The organism is Pseudomonas cavernicola, from assembly GCF_003596405.1.
Classification (GTDB): Bacteria; Pseudomonadota; Gammaproteobacteria; order Pseudomonadales; family Pseudomonadaceae; genus Aquipseudomonas; species Aquipseudomonas cavernicola.
The window spans coordinates 191,994-211,541 of the sequence record NZ_QYUR01000006.1 but is presented as its reverse complement, the minus strand read 5'-3'; the positions used below and the strand labels follow the sequence as shown (position 1 = coordinate 211,541).

Below are 19,548 nucleotides of genomic sequence, written 5' to 3'. Positions count from 1 at the left end.
ATCTATGCGGCTAAAGTGCATCAAGCTGGCGGGCTTCAAGTCTTTCGTCGATCCGACCACGGTCAGCTTTCCGAGCAATATGGCTGCGGTGGTCGGGCCGAACGGTTGCGGCAAATCCAACATCATCGACGCCGTGCGCTGGGTGATGGGCGAGAGTTCGGCGAAGAACCTCCGTGGCGAGTCGATGACCGACGTCATCTTCAACGGCTCGAACACCCGCAAGCCGGTGACCCAAGCCTCCATCGAGCTGATCTTCGATAACTCCGATGGCACCTTGGTCGGCGAATATGCCGGCTACGCGGAAATTTCCATCCGCCGCCGCGTCACCCGTGACAGCCAGAACACCTATTTCCTCAACGGCACCAAATGCCGGCGCCGCGACATTACCGACATCTTCCTCGGCACCGGCCTGGGCCCGCGCAGCTACTCGATCATCGAGCAGGGCATGATCTCCAAGCTGATCGAGGCCAAGCCCGAGGATCTACGGAATTTCATCGAGGAAGCCGCCGGCATCTCCAAGTACAAGGAGCGCCGCCGCGAGACGGAAAACCGCATCCGCCGCACCCACGAAAACCTCGCGCGCCTGACCGACTTGCGCGAAGAGCTGGAGCGCCAACTCGATCGCCTGCACCGCCAGGCCCAGTCGGCGGAGAAGTACCAGGAATACAAAGCCGAGGAGCGCCAGCTCAAGGCGCAGCTGTCGGCGCTGAAATGGCAGGCGCTGAACGAGCAGGTCGGTCAGCGCGAAGCGGTGATCGGCAACCAGGAAATCAGCTTCGAAGCGTTGGTCGCCGAGCAGCGCAATGCCGATGCCAGCATCGAACGCTTCCGCGACGGCCATCATGAGCTGTCCGAGCGTTTCAATCTGGTGCAAGGGCGCTTCTATTCCGTCGGTGGTGATATTGCCCGCGTCGAGCAGAGTATCCAGCACGGCCAGCAACGTCTGCGCCAGTTGCAGGATGACCTGAACGAGGCGGAACGTTCGCGCCTGGAAACCGAATCCCACCTCGGCCACGACCGTACGCTGCTGGCCACACTCGGTGAGGAGCTGGCGCTGCTCGCGCCCGATCAGGAAATGACCAGCGCAGCCGCCGAAGAGGCAGCCGCAGCGCTTGAAGAGTCTGAAACTGCCATGCACAGCTGGCAGGAGCAGTGGGATGGGTTCAACCAGCGTTCCGCCGAACCGCGCCGCCAGGCCGAAGTGCAGCAGTCGCGCATCCAGCAGCTGGAGCAGAGCCTTGAACGTCTAGCCGAGCGCCAGCGGCGTCTGGGTGACGAACGCGTGCAGCTGTCGGCAGACCCGGAAGACGCGGCAATCCTCGAGTTGAGTGAACAAGTCGCCACCAGCGAACTGACCCTGGAAGAGCTGCACGCGTCCGAACAACAACAGGCAGAGCGCCTGCAGCAGCTACGTGGTGAATTGCAGCAAACCGGTCAGGCGCAGCAGCAGGCACAAGGCGAGTTGCAACGACTGAATGGCCGGTTGGCCTCGCTGGAAGCATTGCAACAAGCCGCCCTCGATCCCGGCAAAGGCGCCGCCGAGTGGCTGCGCGAGCACCGATTGAGCGAGCGTCCGCGCCTGGCTGAAGGCCTGCGGGTCGAGCCGGGCTGGGAGTTGGCGGTGGAAGCCGTGCTCGGCGCCGATCTGCACGCCGTGCTGTTAGACGACTCTCCGGGTCAGGATCTGGCCAGCCTGGATCTGGCGGGTTTCGTTCAAGGCGATCTGCGTCTGGTCAGCCCAGCCAAAGGTGGCGCGCGGGTTGCTGGCAGTCTGCTGGACAAGGTTGAGGCCAGCGTCGATATGGCGCCCTGGCTGGCCAAGGTCAAACCGGTTGAGTCCCTCGATGACGCGTTGGCCCGGCGCAGTCAGTTGGCCGATGGCGAAAGCCTGATCAGCCGTGACGGTTACTGGGTTGGCCGGCATTTCCTCCGTGTACGTCGCGCCAGTGAAACGGAAAGCGGCGTGCTGGCCCGTGCTCAGGAGCTGGAGCGCCTGGGTCTGGAGTGCGAGGAACGTGAAGCCGGCTTGGCCAGTCTCGACGAGCGGTTGCTGACGCTGCGTGAGTCCCAGCAGCAGCAGGAAGAGGCGCGCGAGCAGCACCGTCGCCGCCTACAGGAGGAAGCTCGCCGGCAGGGCGAGTTGAAGGCGCGGCTATCCGCCGGGCAGGCCAAGGTCGAGCAGTTGACCCTGCGTCGTCGCCGTCTCGACGAAGAACTCAGCGAGCTAGGCGAACAGCGCGCCATCGAACACGAGCAGTTGGGCGAATCGCGCCTGCAACTGCAGGATGCACTGGACGCCATGGCCATCGACACCGAGCAGCGCGAACTGCTGCTGGCGCAACGCGATCAGTTGCGCGAACGTCTCGATCGGGTGCGCCAGGAAGCCCGTCAGCACAAAGACCATGCCCATCAGCTGGCCGTGCGGCTTGGCTCGCTCAAGGCGCAGCATGACTCGACACGTCAGGCCCTCGAGCGGCTTGAGTTGCAAGCCGAGCGTTTGAGTGAAAAGCGCGAACAGCTCAACCTCAACCTGGATGAGGGGGCCGCGCCGTTGGAAGAGCTGCGCATGAAGCTCGAAGAGCTGCTCGACAAGCGCATGGGGGTGGAAGACGAGCTAAAGCTGGCCCGTTTGGCTCTGGAAGATGCCGACCGTGAACTCCGCGATGCCGAAAAGCGCCGGACTCAGGCTGAGCAGCAGTCGCAACTGCTGCGTGGCCAACTCGAACAGCAGCGCATGGAGTGGCAAGCGCTGACCGTGCGCCGCAAGGCCATTCAGGATCAGTTGCTGGAAGACAATTACGACCTGCATGGCGTGCTCTCCACCTTGCCGACCGAGGCTAGCGAACGGGCCTGGGAAGAAGAGTTGGAGCGCTTGGCCGCGCGGATTCAACGCCTTGGCCCGATCAACCTGGCCGCCATCGACGAATACCAGCAGCAGGGTGAGCGTAAACGTTACCTGGATGCGCAGAACGCTGACTTGGTTGAAGCGCTGGATACCCTGGAAAACGTGATCCGCAAGATCGATAAGGAAACCCGTAACCGCTTCAAGGAAACCTTCGAGCAAATCAACGGCGGCCTGCAGGCGCTGTTCCCGAAGGTCTTCGGCGGCGGCAACGCCTATTTGGAACTGACCGGCGAAGATCTGCTCGATACGGGGGTGACTATCATGGCGCGCCCGCCGGGCAAGAAGAACAGCACCATCCACCTGCTCTCCGGTGGTGAGAAGGCGTTGACCGCGCTGGCGCTGGTCTTCGCCATCTTCCAGCTCAATCCGGCGCCGTTCTGTATGCTCGACGAAGTCGATGCGCCGCTGGATGACGCTAACGTCGGTCGTTATGCGCGGTTGGTGAAAGAGATGTCGGAGAAGGTGCAGTTCATCTATATCACCCACAACAAGATCGCCATGGAGATGGCCGATCAGTTGATGGGGGTGACCATGCATGAACCCGGCTGCTCGCGGCTTGTCGCAGTAGATGTGGAGGAAGCACTGGCTTTGGTTGAAGCATGATGCGTCTGGCGGTGTAAAGTTGCCTTTCGTCGTGCTAGCTTAATGCCCACTTTTCGTTACGCATGGAAAACGCCTGTCAGAACATGGAGTTGGCGCCATGCGCGGTTGTTACTGGTTTTTTATTTGTGAATCTGGGGGCGGGTGCCCCTTCTTCATTATTATTTTTAGTAGGGGTCACGGAATTACATGGATATCGGTCTGCGGGAGTGGCTGATCGTCATCGGCATCATTGTTATCGCTGGCATTCTTTTCGATGGCTGGCGGCGTATGCGCGGTGGTAAGGGCAAGTTGAAGTTCAGGCTTGATCGGAACTTCTCCAACCTGTCGGATGATGATGGCGCCCCGGAATTGCTCGGGCCGCCACGGGTTTTGGGGCGTCATCAGGAGCCCAAGCTGGAGGAAGAAGACCTGCCGGCCATGAGCGCGCGCGAGCTCAATCGCCGCCGGGGCACGCCGGTCGAACCGCATCAGGGCGATCTCAATCTCGGTCTCGACGAACCGGTACCGACGCTGCTCAATCCGGTCGATGACGCTGAGCCGAAGAAGCGCAAAGTCAGCGCCCAGGAAGACAGCAAAGACTTGCCGCCCGTCGAGGAAGTGTTGGTGATCAACGTCGTCGCCCGCGAAGGCGAAGGCTTCAATGGCCCGGCGCTGCTGCAGAACATTCTGGAAAGTGGCCTGCGTTTCGGTGAGATGGATATTTTCCATCGCCACGAAAGCATGGCCGGCAATGGCGAAGTGCTGTTCTCCATGGCTAACGGGGTTAAGCCGGGGACGTTTGATCTGGACGATATCGACCACTTCAGCACCCGTGCGGTGAGTTTCTTCCTCGGCCTGCCGGGCCCGCGTCATCCCAAGCAAGCTTTCGATGTGATGGTTGCAGCCGCTCGCAAACTCGCGCACGAGCTGAATGGCGAGCTGAAAGATGACCAGCGCAGCGTCATGACTGCGCAGACCATCGAGCATTACCGTCAGCGCATCGTCGAGTTCGAGCGCAAGCTGCTGACCCACAAACGCTGACAAAGCGCTCCCCTCTCCCTAAAGGGCGAGGGAACTGATTGCAGAGCAGCCCAGGCTGCTCTTTTCGTTTTCGAGAGAGTCACCATGACCGACGCCTCTACAACCACAAAGCATGCCGCTACCCGCATTCTCGAACTGCGCGCTGAACTGGATACGCACAACTACCGCTATCACGTCCTCGACGCGCCAAGCATTCCGGATGCCGAGTACGATCGCCTGTACCACGAGCTCAAGGCTCTGGAGGCCGAATACCCAGAGCTGGTGACCGCCGATTCGCCGACCCAGCGCGTCGGTAACTTGGCGCTGTCGGCCTTTGGCGAGGTCAAGCACGAAGTACCAATGCTCAGCCTCGGTAACGCCTTTGCCGAAGACGACTTGCGTGACTTTGACCGCCGTGTGCGCGAAGGCTTGGCCGATGAGTTGCCCGCGGGCGATCTGTTCGGCGGCGGGGCGATCGTGGAGTACAGCTGCGAGCCCAAGCTCGATGGCTTGGCGGTCAGCCTGTTGTACCGCGATGGCCAGCTAGTGCGTGGCGCCACGCGTGGCGACGGTACGACCGGTGAGGACATCAGCGTCAACGTGCGCACCGTGCGCAATATCCCGCTCAGGCTGCAAGGCAGCGGCTGGCCTGGCGTGCTGGAAGTGCGTGGCGAGGTGTTCATGTCCCGCGCCGGTTTCGATGCGCTGAACGCCCGCGCTCTGGAAAGCGGAGGCAAGACCTTCGCCAACCCGCGTAATGCAGCGGCTGGCAGCCTGCGCCAGCTGGACCCGAAGATTACCGCCAGCCGCCCGCTGGAGTTCTGCTGCTATGGCATCGGCCAAGTGCAGGGCGAGCTGCCAGACACCCATATTGGCATCCTCGCTGCCCTCAAGGATTGGGGTATGCCGATCAGTCGTGAGTTGAAGCTGGCCCGGGGCGCCGAAGAGTGCCTGGATTACTACCGTGCCATCGGCGAGAAGCGCGACGCGCTGCCCTATGAAATCGATGGCGTGGTATTCAAGGTGAATAATCTGACCTGGCAGCGCGAGCTGGGTTTCCGTGCCCGTGAGCCGCGCTGGGCGATTGCCCACAAATTCCCGGCCAGCGAAGAGCTGACCGAGTTGCTGGCGGTGGAGTTCCAGGTCGGTCGTACTGGCGCCGTCACACCGGTGGCGCGACTAAAACCGGTGAAAGTCGCCGGTGTCATGGTCTCCAATGCCACCTTGCACAACATGGATGAGGTCGAGCGGCTGGGGCTGATGATTGGCGACACGGTAATCATCCGCCGCGCTGGCGATGTGATTCCGCAAGTGGTGCAGGTTGTACTGGAGCGGCGACCCGACTGGTCTGCGGATGAACTCGCAGCAAGAACAGTAAAGGTTCCGAGCGAGTGCCCGATCTGTGGCTCGGCCGTCGAGCGCACCCAACTGATCAAACGCAGCAAAGGCCGCGAAACCGTTAGTGAAGGCGCGGCGTATCTCTGCGTCGGTCGTCTGGCCTGTGGCGCGCAACTCAAGCAGGCGATCATTCACTTCGTCTCCCGGCGCGCCATGGATATCGAAGGGCTTGGCGAGAAGAGTATCGAGCAGTTGGTGGACGAGGGGCTGGTGCAGTCGCCAGCCGACCTCTTCACTCTGCGCTTCGAGCAGATCGTCGACCTGGAAGGCTTCGCCGAACTGTCCAGCAAGAACTTGCTGGCGGCGATTGCCGAGAGCAAGAGGCCGGCCCTGGCGCGGTTTATCTACGCGCTCGGGATTCCCGATGTTGGCGAAGAGACGGCCAAGGTATTGGCCCGTGCGCTGGCCTCGCTCCAGCGTATCCAGCAGGCGCTGCCGGAAGTGCTGACGTATCTGCCGGATGTCGGCGCGGAGGTCGCCCATGAGATCCACAGTTTCTTCGAGGACGAGCACAACCGCTCGGTGATCGCACAATTGCTGGAGCGCGGTCTGGAGTTGCAGGAGGAGGGTGACCTGCATCCGGAGTTCGCCGCTTGCGCCAGCCTGGCGGGCTTTATCGATAAACTGAATATCCCGTTTATCGCGGCCACCGGCGCGGAAAAACTCGCCGCCAAATTTGGCTCACTGGACGCCATTATCAATGCCGACTGGCTGGATCTGCGTCAGGTCGAGCGGCTGAACGAGAAGGCTGCCAAGTCGCTGCGTGAGTTTTTCGATAACCCAGCCAATGCCGAGCGTGCGCGTGCCATCGAAGCGCAGCTGCGTGAGTTTGGCATGCACTGGGAAAGTGCGAAGAAGGCCGCCGAGGGCTTACCGCTGGCAGGTCAGACCTGGGTGCTGACCGGAACGCTGGAAGTGATGAGTCGGGATGTGGCCAAGGAGAAGCTGGAGGCGTTGGGCGCGAAGGTGTCTGGCTCGGTTTCGGCCAAGACGCATTGCGTGGTGGCTGGGCCAGGGGCGGGGTCGAAGTTGGCCAAGGCCAGTGAGCTGGGGGTGAAGGTGCTGGATGAGGCGGAATTTCTGGCTGTGCTGGGCAGTCTGGGCTAGGAGCTTCATTGCGGTATGACGGATCGTAGGGTGGAATCCCCGAAGGGGCTTCCGCCGGCACCGCGAATCGATTGCCTGCATGATTCGGTCTTGAATAAACGCCTCTCCTTGTGCGGGGTGGTGGATTACGCCGCTGGGAATGTCCGCCTGCTGGGTTTCATGAGGTGCATCCATGCCCCTCGCCCTGCGGGCAGCTAAAGCTGTGCAAAACGGCTTTCCTGCCGTTTTATCGCTTCGCTCTACACCAGCCTACATACCAATATAGGTAAGCGAATTCACCATGCGTGGCATCAGGTTCGTCAGGCCCCGACTTCCAGTATCAGGCTGTCGACCACCTCTAGTAATGCATCATCTAATCCCGGCTCTGCTGCTACGGGCACTCCGGAGCGGCGCGCCTGGCGGTATTCGCTTGGCGTGCAGCCGGCGAACTGCTTGAAGGCGCGGGCAAAATAGGAAGGGTCCTTGAACCCGGCCTCATAGCCGATGCTGGTGATGGGCATCTGGCTGTTTTCGAGCAGCTCCTTGGCGAAGTCCATGCGCTTGTTCAGGATGTAGTCCATGAAGCCAAGGCCGTTCACCTCCTTGAACAGGCGGCTGAAGCGGAATGCTGTCATGCCGCAGCGCTGCGCCAGCTCCTTCTGGTCGATGTTGTCCCGGAAATGCTGGTCGATATATGGCAGCACCTTGTTGAGAGCTCGGTGCCTCTGGTGTTCTGCGGTCAGCCGGATACTGTCCGGCAGGGCCGGGTGGTGCTCGACCAGCGGCTTCCTGCTGTGACCATTAGCGTTACGGCGCAGTTCGCAGAGCTGCTCCAGGGCGTGCAGATAGCGGCTCTTCTCAGCGCTCGAGAAGGGCAGCACCATGTATTCCCAGACTCGGGAGCGCATGGCCCAGACGGCTAGCTCTTCCGAGTGCTGCACGGTGAACATGGTGATAGGGACGGAGGGCGCGCTGCGTTTGAGCTCCAGCAACAGGTTGAGGCCCAGCACGTCGGGGCGATCAAAATGCATGCAGATCATGTCTGCCGGCTGGCCCTGCTCCCTGCCGGAAAGCATGGGCTCTTTCGCCAGTTTGCAGGCGCAGGAGTCATTGAACTGTGCGATGAGTTCTTCTGTGGATCGATCATGGGTCAGATCGAACCACAGAAGTAAGGGCTTTGGGGACGAGTTAGACTTCATGTGCTTAGCTCTCCGCCTGATGTCCTGATGTCCTGATGTCCTGATGTCCTGATGTCTAGTATCAGACTAAAGTCTTATTGGCAGATTACCAGTGCTGCAAAGATCAAATCGCAATAACGTCTTCGGTCTCTCAAGTAAGAAGCACTAGTCTCCCGAGCGCCCGCATTGGAAAACAGTCTGTAAGCCCCGTGGTCACTGGGACCATGTCTTAGTTATCAATAATTCTTATTTTTTGCTGGTGACCAAGTTTTACGTGGCGCCATCACGTCCTTCCTCCGCTCATTTATTGGCTCGCAACCTTGTTTGGCGCGCATGCATGCCGGCGGCCTGGGTGTGCAAAAAAGTCCAAGCAATCGGCAAAAAACTCCTAACCCCTCTGTTGCCCCCTGGCTAGGGTTCAACCAGGCGGTGCACGAAGCACTGCCTGGAAGAACAACACTCGAGTGAGGTGAGCAAAATGAATCTGCAAGCGATCAAGAGTTCGGTGATGAAGTTTATGAAGGATGAAGAGGGCCTGACCATCGTGGAGTATGCCGTGGCCGGTGGTTTGATAACGCTAGGGGCTGTCGTCGCGTTCGTGACTCTTGGGACAAACGTGAACACCGCCATTACCAGTCTGGGTTGTGCTGTTACGGGCACCCCTTGCTAGCACGATAATTTCCGGTGGGATTTGCAGCGATGTCTATGGAGCAGATGTTTAAAGTTATTGTGCTGCTAGGGCTGCTGGGCATTGTGGTGGTGAGCGATCTGCGTCACCACCGCATTCCCAACCTGCTGATCCTGGTGGGGCTTGGTTTGGGCTTGGCCGGTCAGGCTTACTCCGCAGGAGTCAGCGGTCTAGGTAATGGATTGCTGGGCATGCTGATCGGCTTCGCCGTGTTTCTACCCCTCTATGCCCTGGGTGGTATGGCCGCCGGCGACGTCAAGTTGATGGCCATGGTCGGCAGTTTTCTAACTCCCCATTATGCTTTGTGGGGGGCGTTTTTCAGTCTGATTGCAGGTGGTCTGTGCGGGTTCTTGATCGTGCTCGTGCGCGGCCAGGTACAGCAGACCTTAGGGCGCTACTGGCTGATGCTGAGGGCACGGGCCTATTTTGCGCCGGCAGCGGATGAGGTGGCGGGCAAGCCTTTCCCCTATTCGGTCGCGATCCTGCTCGGCACTTTGACCAGCATCTTCTGGCCACTCTTCGGCCAGTAGCTCGGGAGCCCAATCATGTATGCCATCAGCGACAGCGGTGCCTACCCCAGCGAGCGGGAAGCGGTGCAGCGGCTGGCTCCGCAGCCGCGTACCATCCGCGAGACCGGCCTGGCGGACAATTTTCTCGGTGATCTGGTGTGCAAACACCTGCACGATGCCGGCGTACTGGACATGCCGCGACTGGTGGAGCGTCTGGCGCTGACCGGCGCGGTACTGGAAGAGATCCTCGCCTTTCTGCGCAAGGATGGCCGCGTCGAGGTGCTCGGCCAGGCCGGTGGCCAGGCGCTGCGTTATGGGCTGACCGATCGTGGCCGCAGCGCCGCCCGCGATGCCCTGTCGCGCAGCGGCTATATCGGCGCGGCGCCCTATCCGGTGAGCGCCTACCGCTCCCTGCTGAAGGTGCAGACCATCCACCATGGCCGCATCACCGCGAAAGACATGCATTCCGCCTTCGGCGGGGTGGTGCTCGCGGAGGCCATGCTCGATCAACTGGGTGTGGCCATGAACTCCGGGCGCGCCATCATGATTTACGGGCCGGCGGGCACCGGCAAGACCTATATCAGTAGCCGCCTGATCCGCCTGTTCGCCGAGGCCATCTGGGTGCCCTATGCCATCGCGATCAACGAAGCGGTGATCGAGATCTACGACCCCCAGGTGCATCAACGCCTGGATGATGGCGAACAGCAGAACAGCCTGCTGCTCAACGAAGGGATCGACCGTCGGCTGCTGTGCTGTAAACGGCCGATCGTCATCACCGGCGGCGAGCTGAGCATGGAACAGCTGGATATCCGCTACGACCCCTTCACCCGCCAGTACCAGGCCCCCTTGCAGCTCAAGGCCAGCAACGGCCTGTTCATCATCGACGACATGGGCCGCCAGCGCATGGCGCCGGCCGAGCTGCTGAATCGCTGGATCGTGCCGATGGAGGAAAAGCGCGACTTCCTCAACCTCGGCGGCGGGCGGCACTGCGAGCTGCCGTTCGACCTGATCCTGGTGTTCTCCACCAACCTCAACCCGCTGGAGCTGGCCGATGAGGCCTTCCTCCGGCGGATTGGCTACAAGCTGCACTTCAACTACCTCAAGCCGGAAGAGTACGAGCGCATCTGGCGCCAGGAAACCGAGCGCCTGGGCATAACCTATGACCCGCTGCTGCTGCGCTACGTGCTGCAAGGACTATATGAGGCCGAGGGCATGCCGCTGGTGCCCTGCCATCCGCGTGACCTGCTCGGCATGGCGCTGGACCGCCAGCGTTACCTGGATGGTTCCGGGCCGCTGTCCCCCAGCGAGCTGGAGTGGGCCTGGCGCAATTACTTCATCCAGCTCGACTTTCTTGGATAAGGAGATACAGACATGAGCTCTCGTACTCTCACCCTGGTTGCCCTTTCCCTGATCCTGGGGCTGGGCGCCGCCTGGATGGCCAATACCTGGCTGAGCGCACGGCTGAATGCCAGCCCGGACGACAACCTGCAGAACGTGGTGGTCGCCACGGTGGAGATTCCTTTCGGGCAGATGGTCGAGGCCCAGCAGGTCACTGTGGTGCGCATGCCCAAGGACACGGTGCCGGACGATGCCTTCGATGCCAGCGATAAGGTGGTGGGCAAGATCGCCACCTTCTCCATGTTGCGTGGCGACATCGTCCGCGGCGCGCGCCTGGCCGAGCACCTCGGTGGCAGCACCCTTGCCTCGCTGATCGAGCGGGATAAGCGCGCGATCACGGTGCGGGTCGATGATGTGGTCGGCGTCGGTGGTTTCCTGCTGCCGGGCAATCGGGTCGATGTGCTGGCGACAAAGAAGGTTGGCAACAACAGCAATGCCGAGGCTGAAACCATTCTAGAGGATCTGCGCGTGCTGGCGGTGGACCAGACCGCCAGCACCGACAAGACCCAGCCGGTGGTGGTGCGCGCGGTGACCCTGGAGATGGCCCCGAAACAGGCGGAAATCCTGGTCAAGGCGATGACCGAAGGGAAGCTGCAACTGGCCCTGCGCAACCCGCTGGACAACCAGAAGAAGCCGCCGCTGCCATTGGCGCAACAGCCGGCAGTGGCTCCGGCCGCACCCAAACCGGTGGTGCGCCGTAGCGGTGGCGGTGGCGGTGGCAGTATCACCGTGATTCGCGGTACCGAAGTCAATGTGGCGAAAGCGCAGCTATAAGTTGTAGGGCGCAATCGCCGTAGGCATTGCGCCGGGGGCGATCCCGCTGAGCATCGGCGGGTTTGGGGTAGAACGGTGCATTGCCCTGGTGGGCGAATGCACCCTACGGGCGGTAAGCAGGCAAGCGGCATAACAAGCAAGGAGTAGTACATGGATACCATCCAGAGACTCGGGACATACGCGCTGCACACCCTGGGCGCATGGCTGCTGTTGCTGGCCACGGTGCAGGCTGCCGAGCCAATGCCGGCGGTGAGTGCGATGCCGGCGGCGAATACAAGCAGCATCCAGGTGCCGATCTACAAGTCGCAGGTGCTCACTACCCGCGCGCCGGTGAAGAAGGTATCGGTGGGCAACCCGGAGGTCGCCGATATTCTGATCACCAGCCCGACCCAGTTGTACCTGCTAGGGCGCTCGCTGGGCAGCACCAACGTGCTGCTGTGGGACAACCGCAACCGCCTGATCGACAGCATCGATCTCGAGGTGGTGCATGACCTTGGCAGCCTAAAGGGTAAGTTGCACCAGTTGCTGCCCAACGAGAAGATCGAGGTGTTCAGCGCCCAGGGCGCCCTGGTGCTGCGCGGTCATGTCACCAGTGCAGCGGCCATGGATACCGCGGTCAAGCTGGCCAAGACCTACACCGCGCAAACCTCGAGCGTAGTGCAGGGTGAGGGCGAAGCCGCCGTGGCGGCGCCGACCCAGACGCTGGATGTGATCAACCTGCTCACCGTCGGCAGCAGCCAGCAAGTGATGCTGGAAGTCAAGGTGGCGGAGATGCAGCGCAGCCTGGTCAAGAATCTCAACGTGCGCTTCAACGCCCTGGACTTCGGCTCTTCCAGCCGCTGGTCCACGGGGGGCTTCAATAATGGAGTTGGGCCAGGTGGGATCCCGATTGGATTTGTTCCCGATCCCGATAACGCCGGGCAGATCATCCTGGATCCGACCAGCCTGATCGGCGGTGGCAAGGGCATTTTTGCCCAGTTTCTCTCGGACGAATTCCTCTTTAACGTGGTGCTGGAGGCGTCCAAGGACAATGGCTCGGCCAAGGTATTGGCGGAACCGACCCTGACCACCCTTACCGGGCAGCAAGCAGAGTTCATTTCCGGTGGCGAGTTCCCGGTGCCTATCACCGAGGATGATGGCATCACCATCGAGTTCAAGGAGTTCGGTGTCGGGGTGAAGTTCCTTCCGGTGGTGCTTGATTCCGGGCGCATCAACCTCAACCTGAATGTCTCGGTGAGCGAGCTTTCCAATGCCAACTCGCTGGTGCTGGATACCGGCCTGGACAGCATTCTGGGTAATGGGGTAGCCCAGGTCATTCCCTCGCTGACCAAGCGCAGCGCAGAGTCCACCGTCGAACTGGGCAATGGCCAGACCATCGCCATCGCCGGTTTGATCAGCGAGAACACCCGCGATTTCGTCAGCCGCTTCCCGGGGCTGGGTGATATCCCTGTGCTGGGGCACCTGTTCCGCAGCCAGTCGTTCATCAATGGCGAAACCGAACTGGTGATCCTGGTGACGCCGCACCTGGCCAAGCCGGTGGATGCGAAGACGGTGCGGCTGCCCACCGAGAAATTCGTCGAGCCGAGCGACCTGGACTTCTACCTGCTCGGCAAGACCAAGGGGCGTGAGCCAGGGCGTCCGGTCCCCGTCAGTCTCGGGGTCAGCGGTGGCAGTTTTGGCCATGATCTCAACTAGTCGCAACAAGGTGGAGGCAACAACCATGAAAACCATGATTCCCCTTTGTCTGCTGCTGTCCGCGCTTTCCGGCTGCATGACTTACGAGGAAGGACGGGTCGGCACGCTGGGTTACAGCGTCTACCAGACCAGCTACCAACAAATCGCCGACAAGGAGCGGGCCGCCAACCCGGGTACGGAAGTTTCGCCCACCGGCACCGATGGCCCGCTGACGGAAAAGGTACTGGACGGCTACCGCGGGGTGACCGGCGACGCGGCCCAGGTCGGCCAGCCGATCCAGATCAATATCGGCAACTGAGGGCTTGATGATGAACCCCCGTATCCAACGGCCGTTCACCGCGCTGCCGAAACGCCAGCGGGGGGCGGTGATAGTGCTGATCGTGATCGCCATGGCATCGATCCTGCTCATGGCGGCGCTGGCCCTGGACGGCGGCCATATGCTGGTGAACAAGACCCGTCTGCAAAATGCCGTGGATGCGGCGGCGCTGAGCGGGGCCAAGACGTTGAGCCAGGTACTGGGTGCAACCGGTGCGGCCAGCCTGACGCGGGACGCCGCACGGGATACCCTGATACGCAATGCCAATGCCATCGGCAATAAAGAGCTGGCGGCGGCCATCGGCGGTAATGTCGCCGGTTTCGCGGTGGTGGAGCTGGCTAACAGTGTCTACGGCCCCTTCTCCTTCCCCGGACCTGTGGATGCTCGCTATGTGCGGGTGTCGGTGCCGAGCTATGGCTTGACCGGTTTTTTCTGGAACTTCGCCCAGTCGTTTGCTAATGGCAACCTGGGCGCTAAGGCCGTGGCGGCTATCGCCACCGCCGGGCCGAGCCCGACCAGCCCCTGCGATCTAGCCCCGTTGATGGTCTGCGGCGTACCCCAACCCAACAGCTTCTTTGGCTATCAATTCGGTGCGTTGGAGGTATTGAAGACGGCTGAAAACAATAGCTCAGGTATTGGCCCCGGCAATTTTCAGTTGCTCGATTTTGGTGCGGGTGGGAACACCGTTCGTGACCTAATGGCCGGGGGGGCACGATATGCGCGGGGGACACAGTCCAAACCAAGCCCGGCAACACGGTCGGCCCTGCAATTCAAGGCTTGAATACGCGCTTTGGTGAGTACGGGGGGGGCCTTAATTCCAGCACCTACCCCCCTGATTGGGAAACTGATTACAGCAAGGCCGGTAACGATCCTGCGATAGGGCTACTCGCCGATGGTGAGACCTTCGTGTTCGGCGGAACTGGTCGCGACAACACCGGTGGCGCGCCGCTGCAAACCGATGCTCAAGGCAACATTACTTATACCGACCCGTCAACCGGCACCGTCAAAGGTGTGTTCGATTACAACGACTGGGATGATCCTGAAGGCCCTTACGGCACTTGTGTTCTCCCGGGAGCCAACTGCGTCGGCGCCGCCGAGCGGCGCATCCTGAAGATCGTAATCGGCCAGTGTTCGGGTACGGATGGCGGTCAGGCTCAGGTGCCAGTTCTAGGTTTTGGCTGCTTCTTTGTCCTGCAGCCGGCGGAACAGAAGGGTAATGAGTCGCATATCTTCGGCCAGTTCGTTAAGGACTGCGAAGGGGACAACGTCGCCGGCCCCACCCCGGCGGATGACACGGGCCCGCAGATCATTCAGCTGTACAAGACCTATATCAATGGCGTCTCGACGCCGAGCACCGACTCGTAGGAGGCCTCATGGGACGTCGTGCGTTCAAGCGGCCCCAGGCCCAGCGTGGAGTGGCGATGGTGGAGTTCGCTATCGCCTTGCCGCTGTTGCTTTTGCTGCTGCTGGCCATTGGCGAGTTCGGCCGCCTGCTGTTCCAGTACAACAGCCTGCTGCAGGCCAGCCGCGACGCCGGGCGTTTCGTCGCCGGCCAGGCCTGGAACGCTACCCTTGGTAAGGTCGACCTGAGCGCCGATCTGATGTCCAAGACCAAGAGCGTCGCCCTCTACGGCGCGCCTGCCAACCCGAATGGCTACCCCCCGGTGGTGCCGGGGCTGACCGCCGCTGATGTCTCGGTCACTGAGGTAGTAGGTACTAACCATGTACAGGTGAGCATCACCTACACCTTTCGCCCGGTGATCGGCGGCACCATTCCAGGCTTTTTCGGCGCTCCCATCCCGCTCGGCATTGCGCTGAGATCCACCGTGGTCATGAGGGCGTTGTGATGAACAGAAAACGCATGCAGGGGGTATACGTGGTCGAGTTCGCCATCATCGGCCTCCTGCTGTTTGTCCTGCTGTTCGGCGTGCTGGAAATGGGTCGGCTGTATTTCACCGTCAATGCGCTGAATGAAACCGTGCGTCGCGGCGCTCGTCTGGCTGCGGTGTGTGACATCAGCGACCCGATCATTCTGCGCCGGGCGATCTTCAATGCGGCCACCGACAGTGGCGCCAGTAGCCTGATCAATAACCTGGGAACGGCCGATCTGAGCCTGACTTATCTGGACGTGAACGGCGCTACGGTGGCCAGTCCCAACGATCTCACCGGCGTCAACGGGTTTCGCGCCATCCGCTATGTTCAATTGCGGATAACGAACTTCAGCTTCAACCTGCTTATACCTGGGTTCGGTGGGGTGTTCGCCCTGCCAGCATTCAGGTCAACCATGCCTCGAGAAAGCCTCGGCCGTCATGCCGAGGCGGGGGATATTACGCCATGTTGAGCACTAGGGAAGTTCCCATTACCACCTCTACCAATAAGCAGGGCTTGCGCCTGTTGATCAGCAGCCGCGACGCCGCAGCCTTGAACCATCTGAAAACGTTAAGCCAACGCCTGCCCGGCTTGCAGGTGATCACGCGGCTGGTGAGCAACGGCCATACCGATCCGTTGTATGGGCTGGAGCAGATGCCTGATTTTCTGTTGCTGCGCGTCAGCCACTTGTGGCGCGAGGAGCTGGCGGCGCTGTTGCAGCACCCGGTGCAGGAGCGCCCACCACTGCTGGTCTGTGGGCCACTGGACGAGCGCGAGGGCATGCGCCTGGCGATGCAGGCCGGAGCCCGTGACTTTCTGCCGGAGCCGGTGGCAGCAGAGGAGTTGCTGGTGGCACTCGGCCGTATGCTTATGGAGGCCCAGGCGGGGCAGACGACTGGTGGCAAACTCATCGCGGTGATGAATGCCAAGGGCGGTTCGGGCGCTACCATGCTGGCCTGTAATCTGGCCCATCAACTCAGTGCCCGTGGCGGCAGAACTCTGCTGTTGGACCTGGATCTGCAGTTCGGCAGCGTGGCCCACTGCCTGGATGTGCTACCAGCGCACAGCCATGTGGAGGTTTTGCAGCAGGTCGAGGCGCTGGACAGCGTCGCCTTGCGCGGCTTTTGCAGCCATTTCAGCCCGACCCTGCATGTGCTCGGCGGACGCACCGGGGAGCTGTGCCTGTCGCAGGATGTGCGTCTGGAGCAGTTGGAAACTCTGCTGCGCTTGGCACGCAGCACCTATGACTGGGTGGTGGTGGATTTGCCGCGGCAGATCGACCACCTCACCGGCGTCACCCTGGAGCAGGCCGACCGGGTCTACATCCTGGTGCAGCAGAGTCTCAGCCATCTGAAAGACGCCACCCGCCTGACGCGCATCATGCGTGACGACCTGGGGGTGCAGGGCAATCGCCTGCATGTAGTGGTCAACCGCTACAACAAGGCTTCGCCGGTCAGCCTCAAGGATATTGCCGAGTCGCTGCGCTGCGCGGATCTGCAGAAACTACCCAATGACTATGCGGTGGTCTGTGAAAGCCAGAACACCGGGGTGCCACTGGCGCTCCATGCGCCGCGGGCCCCTGTGACCCTCGCCATGCGCGAGCTGAGTCAGGAGTTGCTCGGCACCGAGGCTGCCGAGCAGAGCTTGCTGAAACGTACCTTTGGCCGACTGTTCAGGGGATAGACCATGCTCAGCGAATTTCGCAATCGCCTGCGTCAGCAGCCCGGCAAGAATGTTCCGGCAGCCCAGCAGGAAGCACAAATCAAGAGCGAAGACTCCACCAGCGCGCCCATGGCCTGGGAGGCCAGTGTGCCGGATGCACTCTACGAGACCAGAACCCAGCTCACCCCGATGGAGATCGAGTGGCGAGAGAAGATCTACCAGCAGTTGCTCAAGGTCATGGATCTGTCACTGCTGGACTCCCTGGAGCCGGTAGAGGCGGGGCGGCAGATCCGCGAGATCAGCCAGCGCCTGCTGGACGAGCATTCGGCGCCGGTGAGTGCCAGCAGCCGTCAGCTGATCATCAAGCAGATCACTGACGAGGTGCTCGGTCTGGGGCCGCTGGAGCCACTGCTGGCCGATCACAGCGTTTCGGACATCCTGGTCAATGGCCATGCTTCGGTGTATGTCGAGCGTCATGGCAAGTTGCAGCGCACCGATGTGCGCTTTCGCGACGATCAGCATCTGCTGAACATCATCGACCGCATCGTTTCCAGCCTGGGGCGGCGCATCGACGAGTCCTCGCCGCTGGTGGATGCCAGATTGAAGGACGGCTCGCGGGTCAATGCGATCATTCCGCCCCTGGCCATCGACGGACCGAGCATGTCGATCCGCCGTTTCGCGGTGGACCTGCTCAATACCGAAAGCCTGGTGCAGATGGGCACCCTGACTCCGGCCATCGCCTTGGTGCTCAAGGCTATCGTCCGCGGGCGGCTGAATGTGTTGATCTCCGGCGGCACCGGCAGCGGCAAGACCACCATGCTCAATGTGCTGTCCAGTTTCATTCCGCATAACGAGCGCATCGTCACCATCGAGGATTCGGCCGAGTTACAGCTGCAGCAGCCCCATGTGGTGCGCCTGGAAACCCGCCCATCGAACATCGAGGGCCGTGGCGAGGTGAGCCAACGCGAGCTGGTGCGCAACAGCCTGCGTATGCGCCCGGACCGCATCGTTATCGGCGAGGTGCGCGGCGCCGAGGCACTGGACATGCTGACGGCGATGAACACCGGCCACGATGGCTCGCTGACCACCATTCACGCCAATACCCCACGGGATGCCCTGGGGCGGGTCGAGAACATGGTGTCGATGACCGGGGCGACCTTTCCGATCAAGGCCCTGCGCCAGCAGATCGCCTCGGCCATCGATGTAGTAGTCCAGCTGGAACGTCAGGAGGATGGCAAGCGGCGGCTGGTCAGCGTGCAGGAAATCAACGGCATGGAGGGCGAGATCATCACCATGACCGAGATCTTCGCTTTCGTCCGCCGCGGCATGGGCGAGCATGGCGAAGTGCTCGGTGACTTCCGCCCGACGGGCATGGTGCCGGCCTTCCGCGACGTGATGGCCAAACGCGGTATCGAGCTGCCGCTCAACTTATTTCGGCCGGAATGGATGGAGGGCCAGTCATGAATCAGATCCCCAGTGAATTCATCCTGGCATTCCTCGGCATGGTGTTCACCGCCATCTTCCTCCTCAGTCAGGGGCTGGTGGTGCCGGTGTTCGGTGAGGCAGGCAAGGTGCGCAAGCGTATTCGCAGCCGCCTGCACCTACTGGAGCGGGCCAGCAACCTGCCGAATATGCAGACAGTGTTGCGGCAAAAGTACCTCAAGCGTTTGTCGCCGCTGGAGGCCCGCCTGGAGCAGTTCCCGGCTATGGAGGCCCTGGCGCAGATGATCGAGCAGGCCGGGCATGACTACCGCGCCTATCGGGTGCTGCTGCTCGGGCTGGTTTTGGCAGTGGCCGCGGGTATTCTGCTTTGGTTGTTCACGCAACTCTGGTGGGTGGCGATCCCAGTGGCCTTGGCCGTGTTCTGGTTGCCGGTGCTGAAGATCTCCAGCGACCGCGGTAAGCGCTTCGCCCAGTTCGAGGAGGGCCTGCCGGATGCTCTGGATGCCATGTGCCGTGCTCTGCGTGCCGGGCACCCGTTCAACGAGACCCTGCAGCTGGTGGCCGAGGAGCATAAGGGGCCGGTGGCCCATGAGTTCGGTCTGACCTTCGCTGATATCAACTACGGCAATGATGTGCGCCGGGCCATGCTCGGTCTGTTGGAGCGCATGCCGAGCATGACGGTGATGATGCTGGTGACCTCGGTGCTGATCCACCGCGAGACCGGTGGCAACCTGACCGAGGTGCTGGAGCGGTTGAGCAGCCTGATTCGTGGACGCTTCCGCTTCCAGCGCAAGGTCAAGACCCTCTCGGCTGAGGGGCGCATGTCGGGCTGGATACTGGTGGCTGTGCCCTTTGTGTTGGCTGCGGCGATTGTGCTCTCGAGCCCAACCTATTTGCCCATGCTGATCAAGGAACCCTTGGGGCAGAAGCTGGTCATGGGGGCTTTTGTTGCCATGCTGATCGGGATTTTCTGGATCCGTAAAATCATCCGTATCCAGGTTTAAGGAAGGTCTGAAATAGTCGTC

The 19,548-nt window shown here is 61.4% G+C and carries 15 protein-coding genes and 1 pseudogene; 15 read left to right on the top strand and 1 reads right to left on the bottom strand.

The features are described 5' to 3' along the window. The first annotated feature begins 4 nt into the window (after positions 1-4). From smc to ligA, 3 genes are all read left to right on the top strand, one after another. Positions 5-3,508, top strand: coding sequence for a chromosome segregation protein SMC (gene smc / locus D3879_RS17030; protein ID WP_119955460.1), 3,504 nt, complete (start codon positions 5-7; stop codon positions 3,506-3,508). A 186-nt stretch (positions 3,509-3,694) separates the two neighbouring features. After that, positions 3,695-4,528: a cell division protein ZipA gene (gene zipA / locus D3879_RS17025; RefSeq protein ID WP_119955459.1), complete on the top strand. Its 834-nt coding sequence runs from the start codon at positions 3,695-3,697 to the stop codon at positions 4,526-4,528. Between the two features lie 84 nt (positions 4,529-4,612). Then, positions 4,613-7,012: an NAD-dependent DNA ligase LigA gene (gene ligA / locus D3879_RS17020; protein ID WP_119955458.1), complete on the top strand. Its 2,400-nt coding sequence runs from the start codon at positions 4,613-4,615 to the stop codon at positions 7,010-7,012. A gap of 299 nt (positions 7,013-7,311) precedes the next feature. Here the strand turns inward: ligA and D3879_RS17015 are convergent, their stop codons facing one another. Further along, on the bottom strand, positions 7,312-8,190 hold the full coding sequence (locus D3879_RS17015) for a helix-turn-helix domain-containing protein (protein WP_119955457.1): 879 nt from the start codon (positions 8,188-8,190) through the stop codon (positions 7,312-7,314). Between the two features lie 457 nt (positions 8,191-8,647). Between D3879_RS17015 and D3879_RS17010 the strand changes: the two genes are divergently transcribed. The 12 genes and pseudogenes from D3879_RS17010 (at position 8,648) to D3879_RS16955 (ending at position 19,527) form a co-directional block, all read left to right on the top strand. Next, positions 8,648-8,839: a Flp family type IVb pilin gene (locus D3879_RS17010; protein WP_119955456.1), complete on the top strand. Its 192-nt coding sequence runs from the start codon at positions 8,648-8,650 to the stop codon at positions 8,837-8,839. Between the two features lie 29 nt (positions 8,840-8,868). Next, positions 8,869-9,387, top strand: a complete 519-nt coding sequence (locus tag D3879_RS17005; protein WP_119955455.1) for an A24 family peptidase — start codon at positions 8,869-8,871, stop codon at positions 9,385-9,387. Between the two features lie 15 nt (positions 9,388-9,402). Continuing rightward, complete coding sequence (locus D3879_RS17000) at positions 9,403-10,725, top strand: AAA family ATPase (RefSeq protein WP_119955454.1); 1,323 nt, start codon at positions 9,403-9,405, stop codon at positions 10,723-10,725. Positions 10,726-10,737: 12 nt separating this feature from the next. Continuing rightward, positions 10,738-11,538: a Flp pilus assembly protein CpaB gene (gene cpaB / locus D3879_RS16995; protein WP_119955453.1), complete on the top strand. Its 801-nt coding sequence runs from the start codon at positions 10,738-10,740 to the stop codon at positions 11,536-11,538. Positions 11,539-11,688: 150 nt separating this feature from the next. After that, a complete protein-coding gene (locus tag D3879_RS16990; RefSeq protein WP_119955452.1) occupies positions 11,689-13,233 on the top strand; it encodes a type II and III secretion system protein family protein in 1,545 nt (514 codons plus the stop codon). 25 nt (positions 13,234-13,258) lie between these two features. Then, entirely contained in the window at positions 13,259-13,531 is a 273-nt protein-coding gene (locus D3879_RS16985; protein WP_119955451.1) for a hypothetical protein, read from the top strand. Between the two features lie 7 nt (positions 13,532-13,538). Continuing rightward, a pseudogene (locus D3879_RS16980) lies at positions 13,539-14,914 on the top strand (TadE/TadG family type IV pilus assembly protein). 8 nt (positions 14,915-14,922) lie between these two features. Beyond that, a complete protein-coding gene (locus D3879_RS16975; protein ID WP_119955450.1) occupies positions 14,923-15,396 on the top strand; it encodes a TadE/TadG family type IV pilus assembly protein in 474 nt (157 codons plus the stop codon). Then, a complete protein-coding gene (locus tag D3879_RS16970) occupies positions 15,396-15,890 on the top strand; it encodes a TadE/TadG family type IV pilus assembly protein (protein ID WP_119955449.1) in 495 nt (164 codons plus the stop codon). Before D3879_RS16975 ends, D3879_RS16970 begins: the two co-directional genes overlap by 1 nt. Beyond that, entirely contained in the window at positions 15,884-17,101 is a 1,218-nt protein-coding gene (locus D3879_RS16965) for an AAA family ATPase (RefSeq protein ID WP_119955448.1), read from the top strand. The genes D3879_RS16970 and D3879_RS16965 overlap by 7 nt, the downstream gene beginning before the upstream one ends. A gap of 3 nt (positions 17,102-17,104) precedes the next feature. Next, positions 17,105-18,544, top strand: a complete 1,440-nt coding sequence (locus tag D3879_RS16960; RefSeq protein WP_119955447.1) for a TadA family conjugal transfer-associated ATPase — start codon at positions 17,105-17,107, stop codon at positions 18,542-18,544. Continuing rightward, a complete protein-coding gene (locus D3879_RS16955) occupies positions 18,541-19,527 on the top strand; it encodes a type II secretion system F family protein (protein WP_119955446.1) in 987 nt (328 codons plus the stop codon). The genes D3879_RS16960 and D3879_RS16955 overlap by 4 nt, the downstream gene beginning before the upstream one ends. Positions 19,528-19,548: the final 21 nt, after the last annotated feature.

What these genes read in the sequence shown, in the direction of transcription:
- smc (WP_119955460.1), top strand. Translation starts at nt 5, where the DNA reads ATGCGGCTAAAGTGCATCAAGCTGGCGGGCTTCAAGTCTTTCGTCGAT.
- zipA (WP_119955459.1), top strand. Translation starts at nt 3,695, where the DNA reads ATGGATATCGGTCTGCGGGAGTGGCTGATCGTCATCGGCATCATTGTT.
- ligA (WP_119955458.1), top strand. Translation starts at nt 4,613, where the DNA reads ATGACCGACGCCTCTACAACCACAAAGCATGCCGCTACCCGCATTCTC.
- D3879_RS17015 (WP_119955457.1), bottom strand. Translation starts at nt 8,190, where the DNA reads ATGAAGTCTAACTCGTCCCCAAAGCCCTTACTTCTGTGGTTCGATCTG.
- D3879_RS17010 (WP_119955456.1), top strand. Translation starts at nt 8,648, where the DNA reads ATGAATCTGCAAGCGATCAAGAGTTCGGTGATGAAGTTTATGAAGGAT.
- D3879_RS17005 (WP_119955455.1), top strand. Translation starts at nt 8,869, where the DNA reads ATGTCTATGGAGCAGATGTTTAAAGTTATTGTGCTGCTAGGGCTGCTG.
- D3879_RS17000 (WP_119955454.1), top strand. Translation starts at nt 9,403, where the DNA reads ATGTATGCCATCAGCGACAGCGGTGCCTACCCCAGCGAGCGGGAAGCG.
- cpaB (WP_119955453.1), top strand. Translation starts at nt 10,738, where the DNA reads ATGAGCTCTCGTACTCTCACCCTGGTTGCCCTTTCCCTGATCCTGGGG.
- D3879_RS16990 (WP_119955452.1), top strand. Translation starts at nt 11,689, where the DNA reads ATGGATACCATCCAGAGACTCGGGACATACGCGCTGCACACCCTGGGC.
- D3879_RS16985 (WP_119955451.1), top strand. Translation starts at nt 13,259, where the DNA reads ATGAAAACCATGATTCCCCTTTGTCTGCTGCTGTCCGCGCTTTCCGGC.
- D3879_RS16975 (WP_119955450.1), top strand. Translation starts at nt 14,923, where the DNA reads ATGGGACGTCGTGCGTTCAAGCGGCCCCAGGCCCAGCGTGGAGTGGCG.
- D3879_RS16970 (WP_119955449.1), top strand. Translation starts at nt 15,396, where the DNA reads ATGAACAGAAAACGCATGCAGGGGGTATACGTGGTCGAGTTCGCCATC.
- D3879_RS16965 (WP_119955448.1), top strand. Translation starts at nt 15,884, where the DNA reads ATGTTGAGCACTAGGGAAGTTCCCATTACCACCTCTACCAATAAGCAG.
- D3879_RS16960 (WP_119955447.1), top strand. Translation starts at nt 17,105, where the DNA reads ATGCTCAGCGAATTTCGCAATCGCCTGCGTCAGCAGCCCGGCAAGAAT.
- D3879_RS16955 (WP_119955446.1), top strand. Translation starts at nt 18,541, where the DNA reads ATGAATCAGATCCCCAGTGAATTCATCCTGGCATTCCTCGGCATGGTG.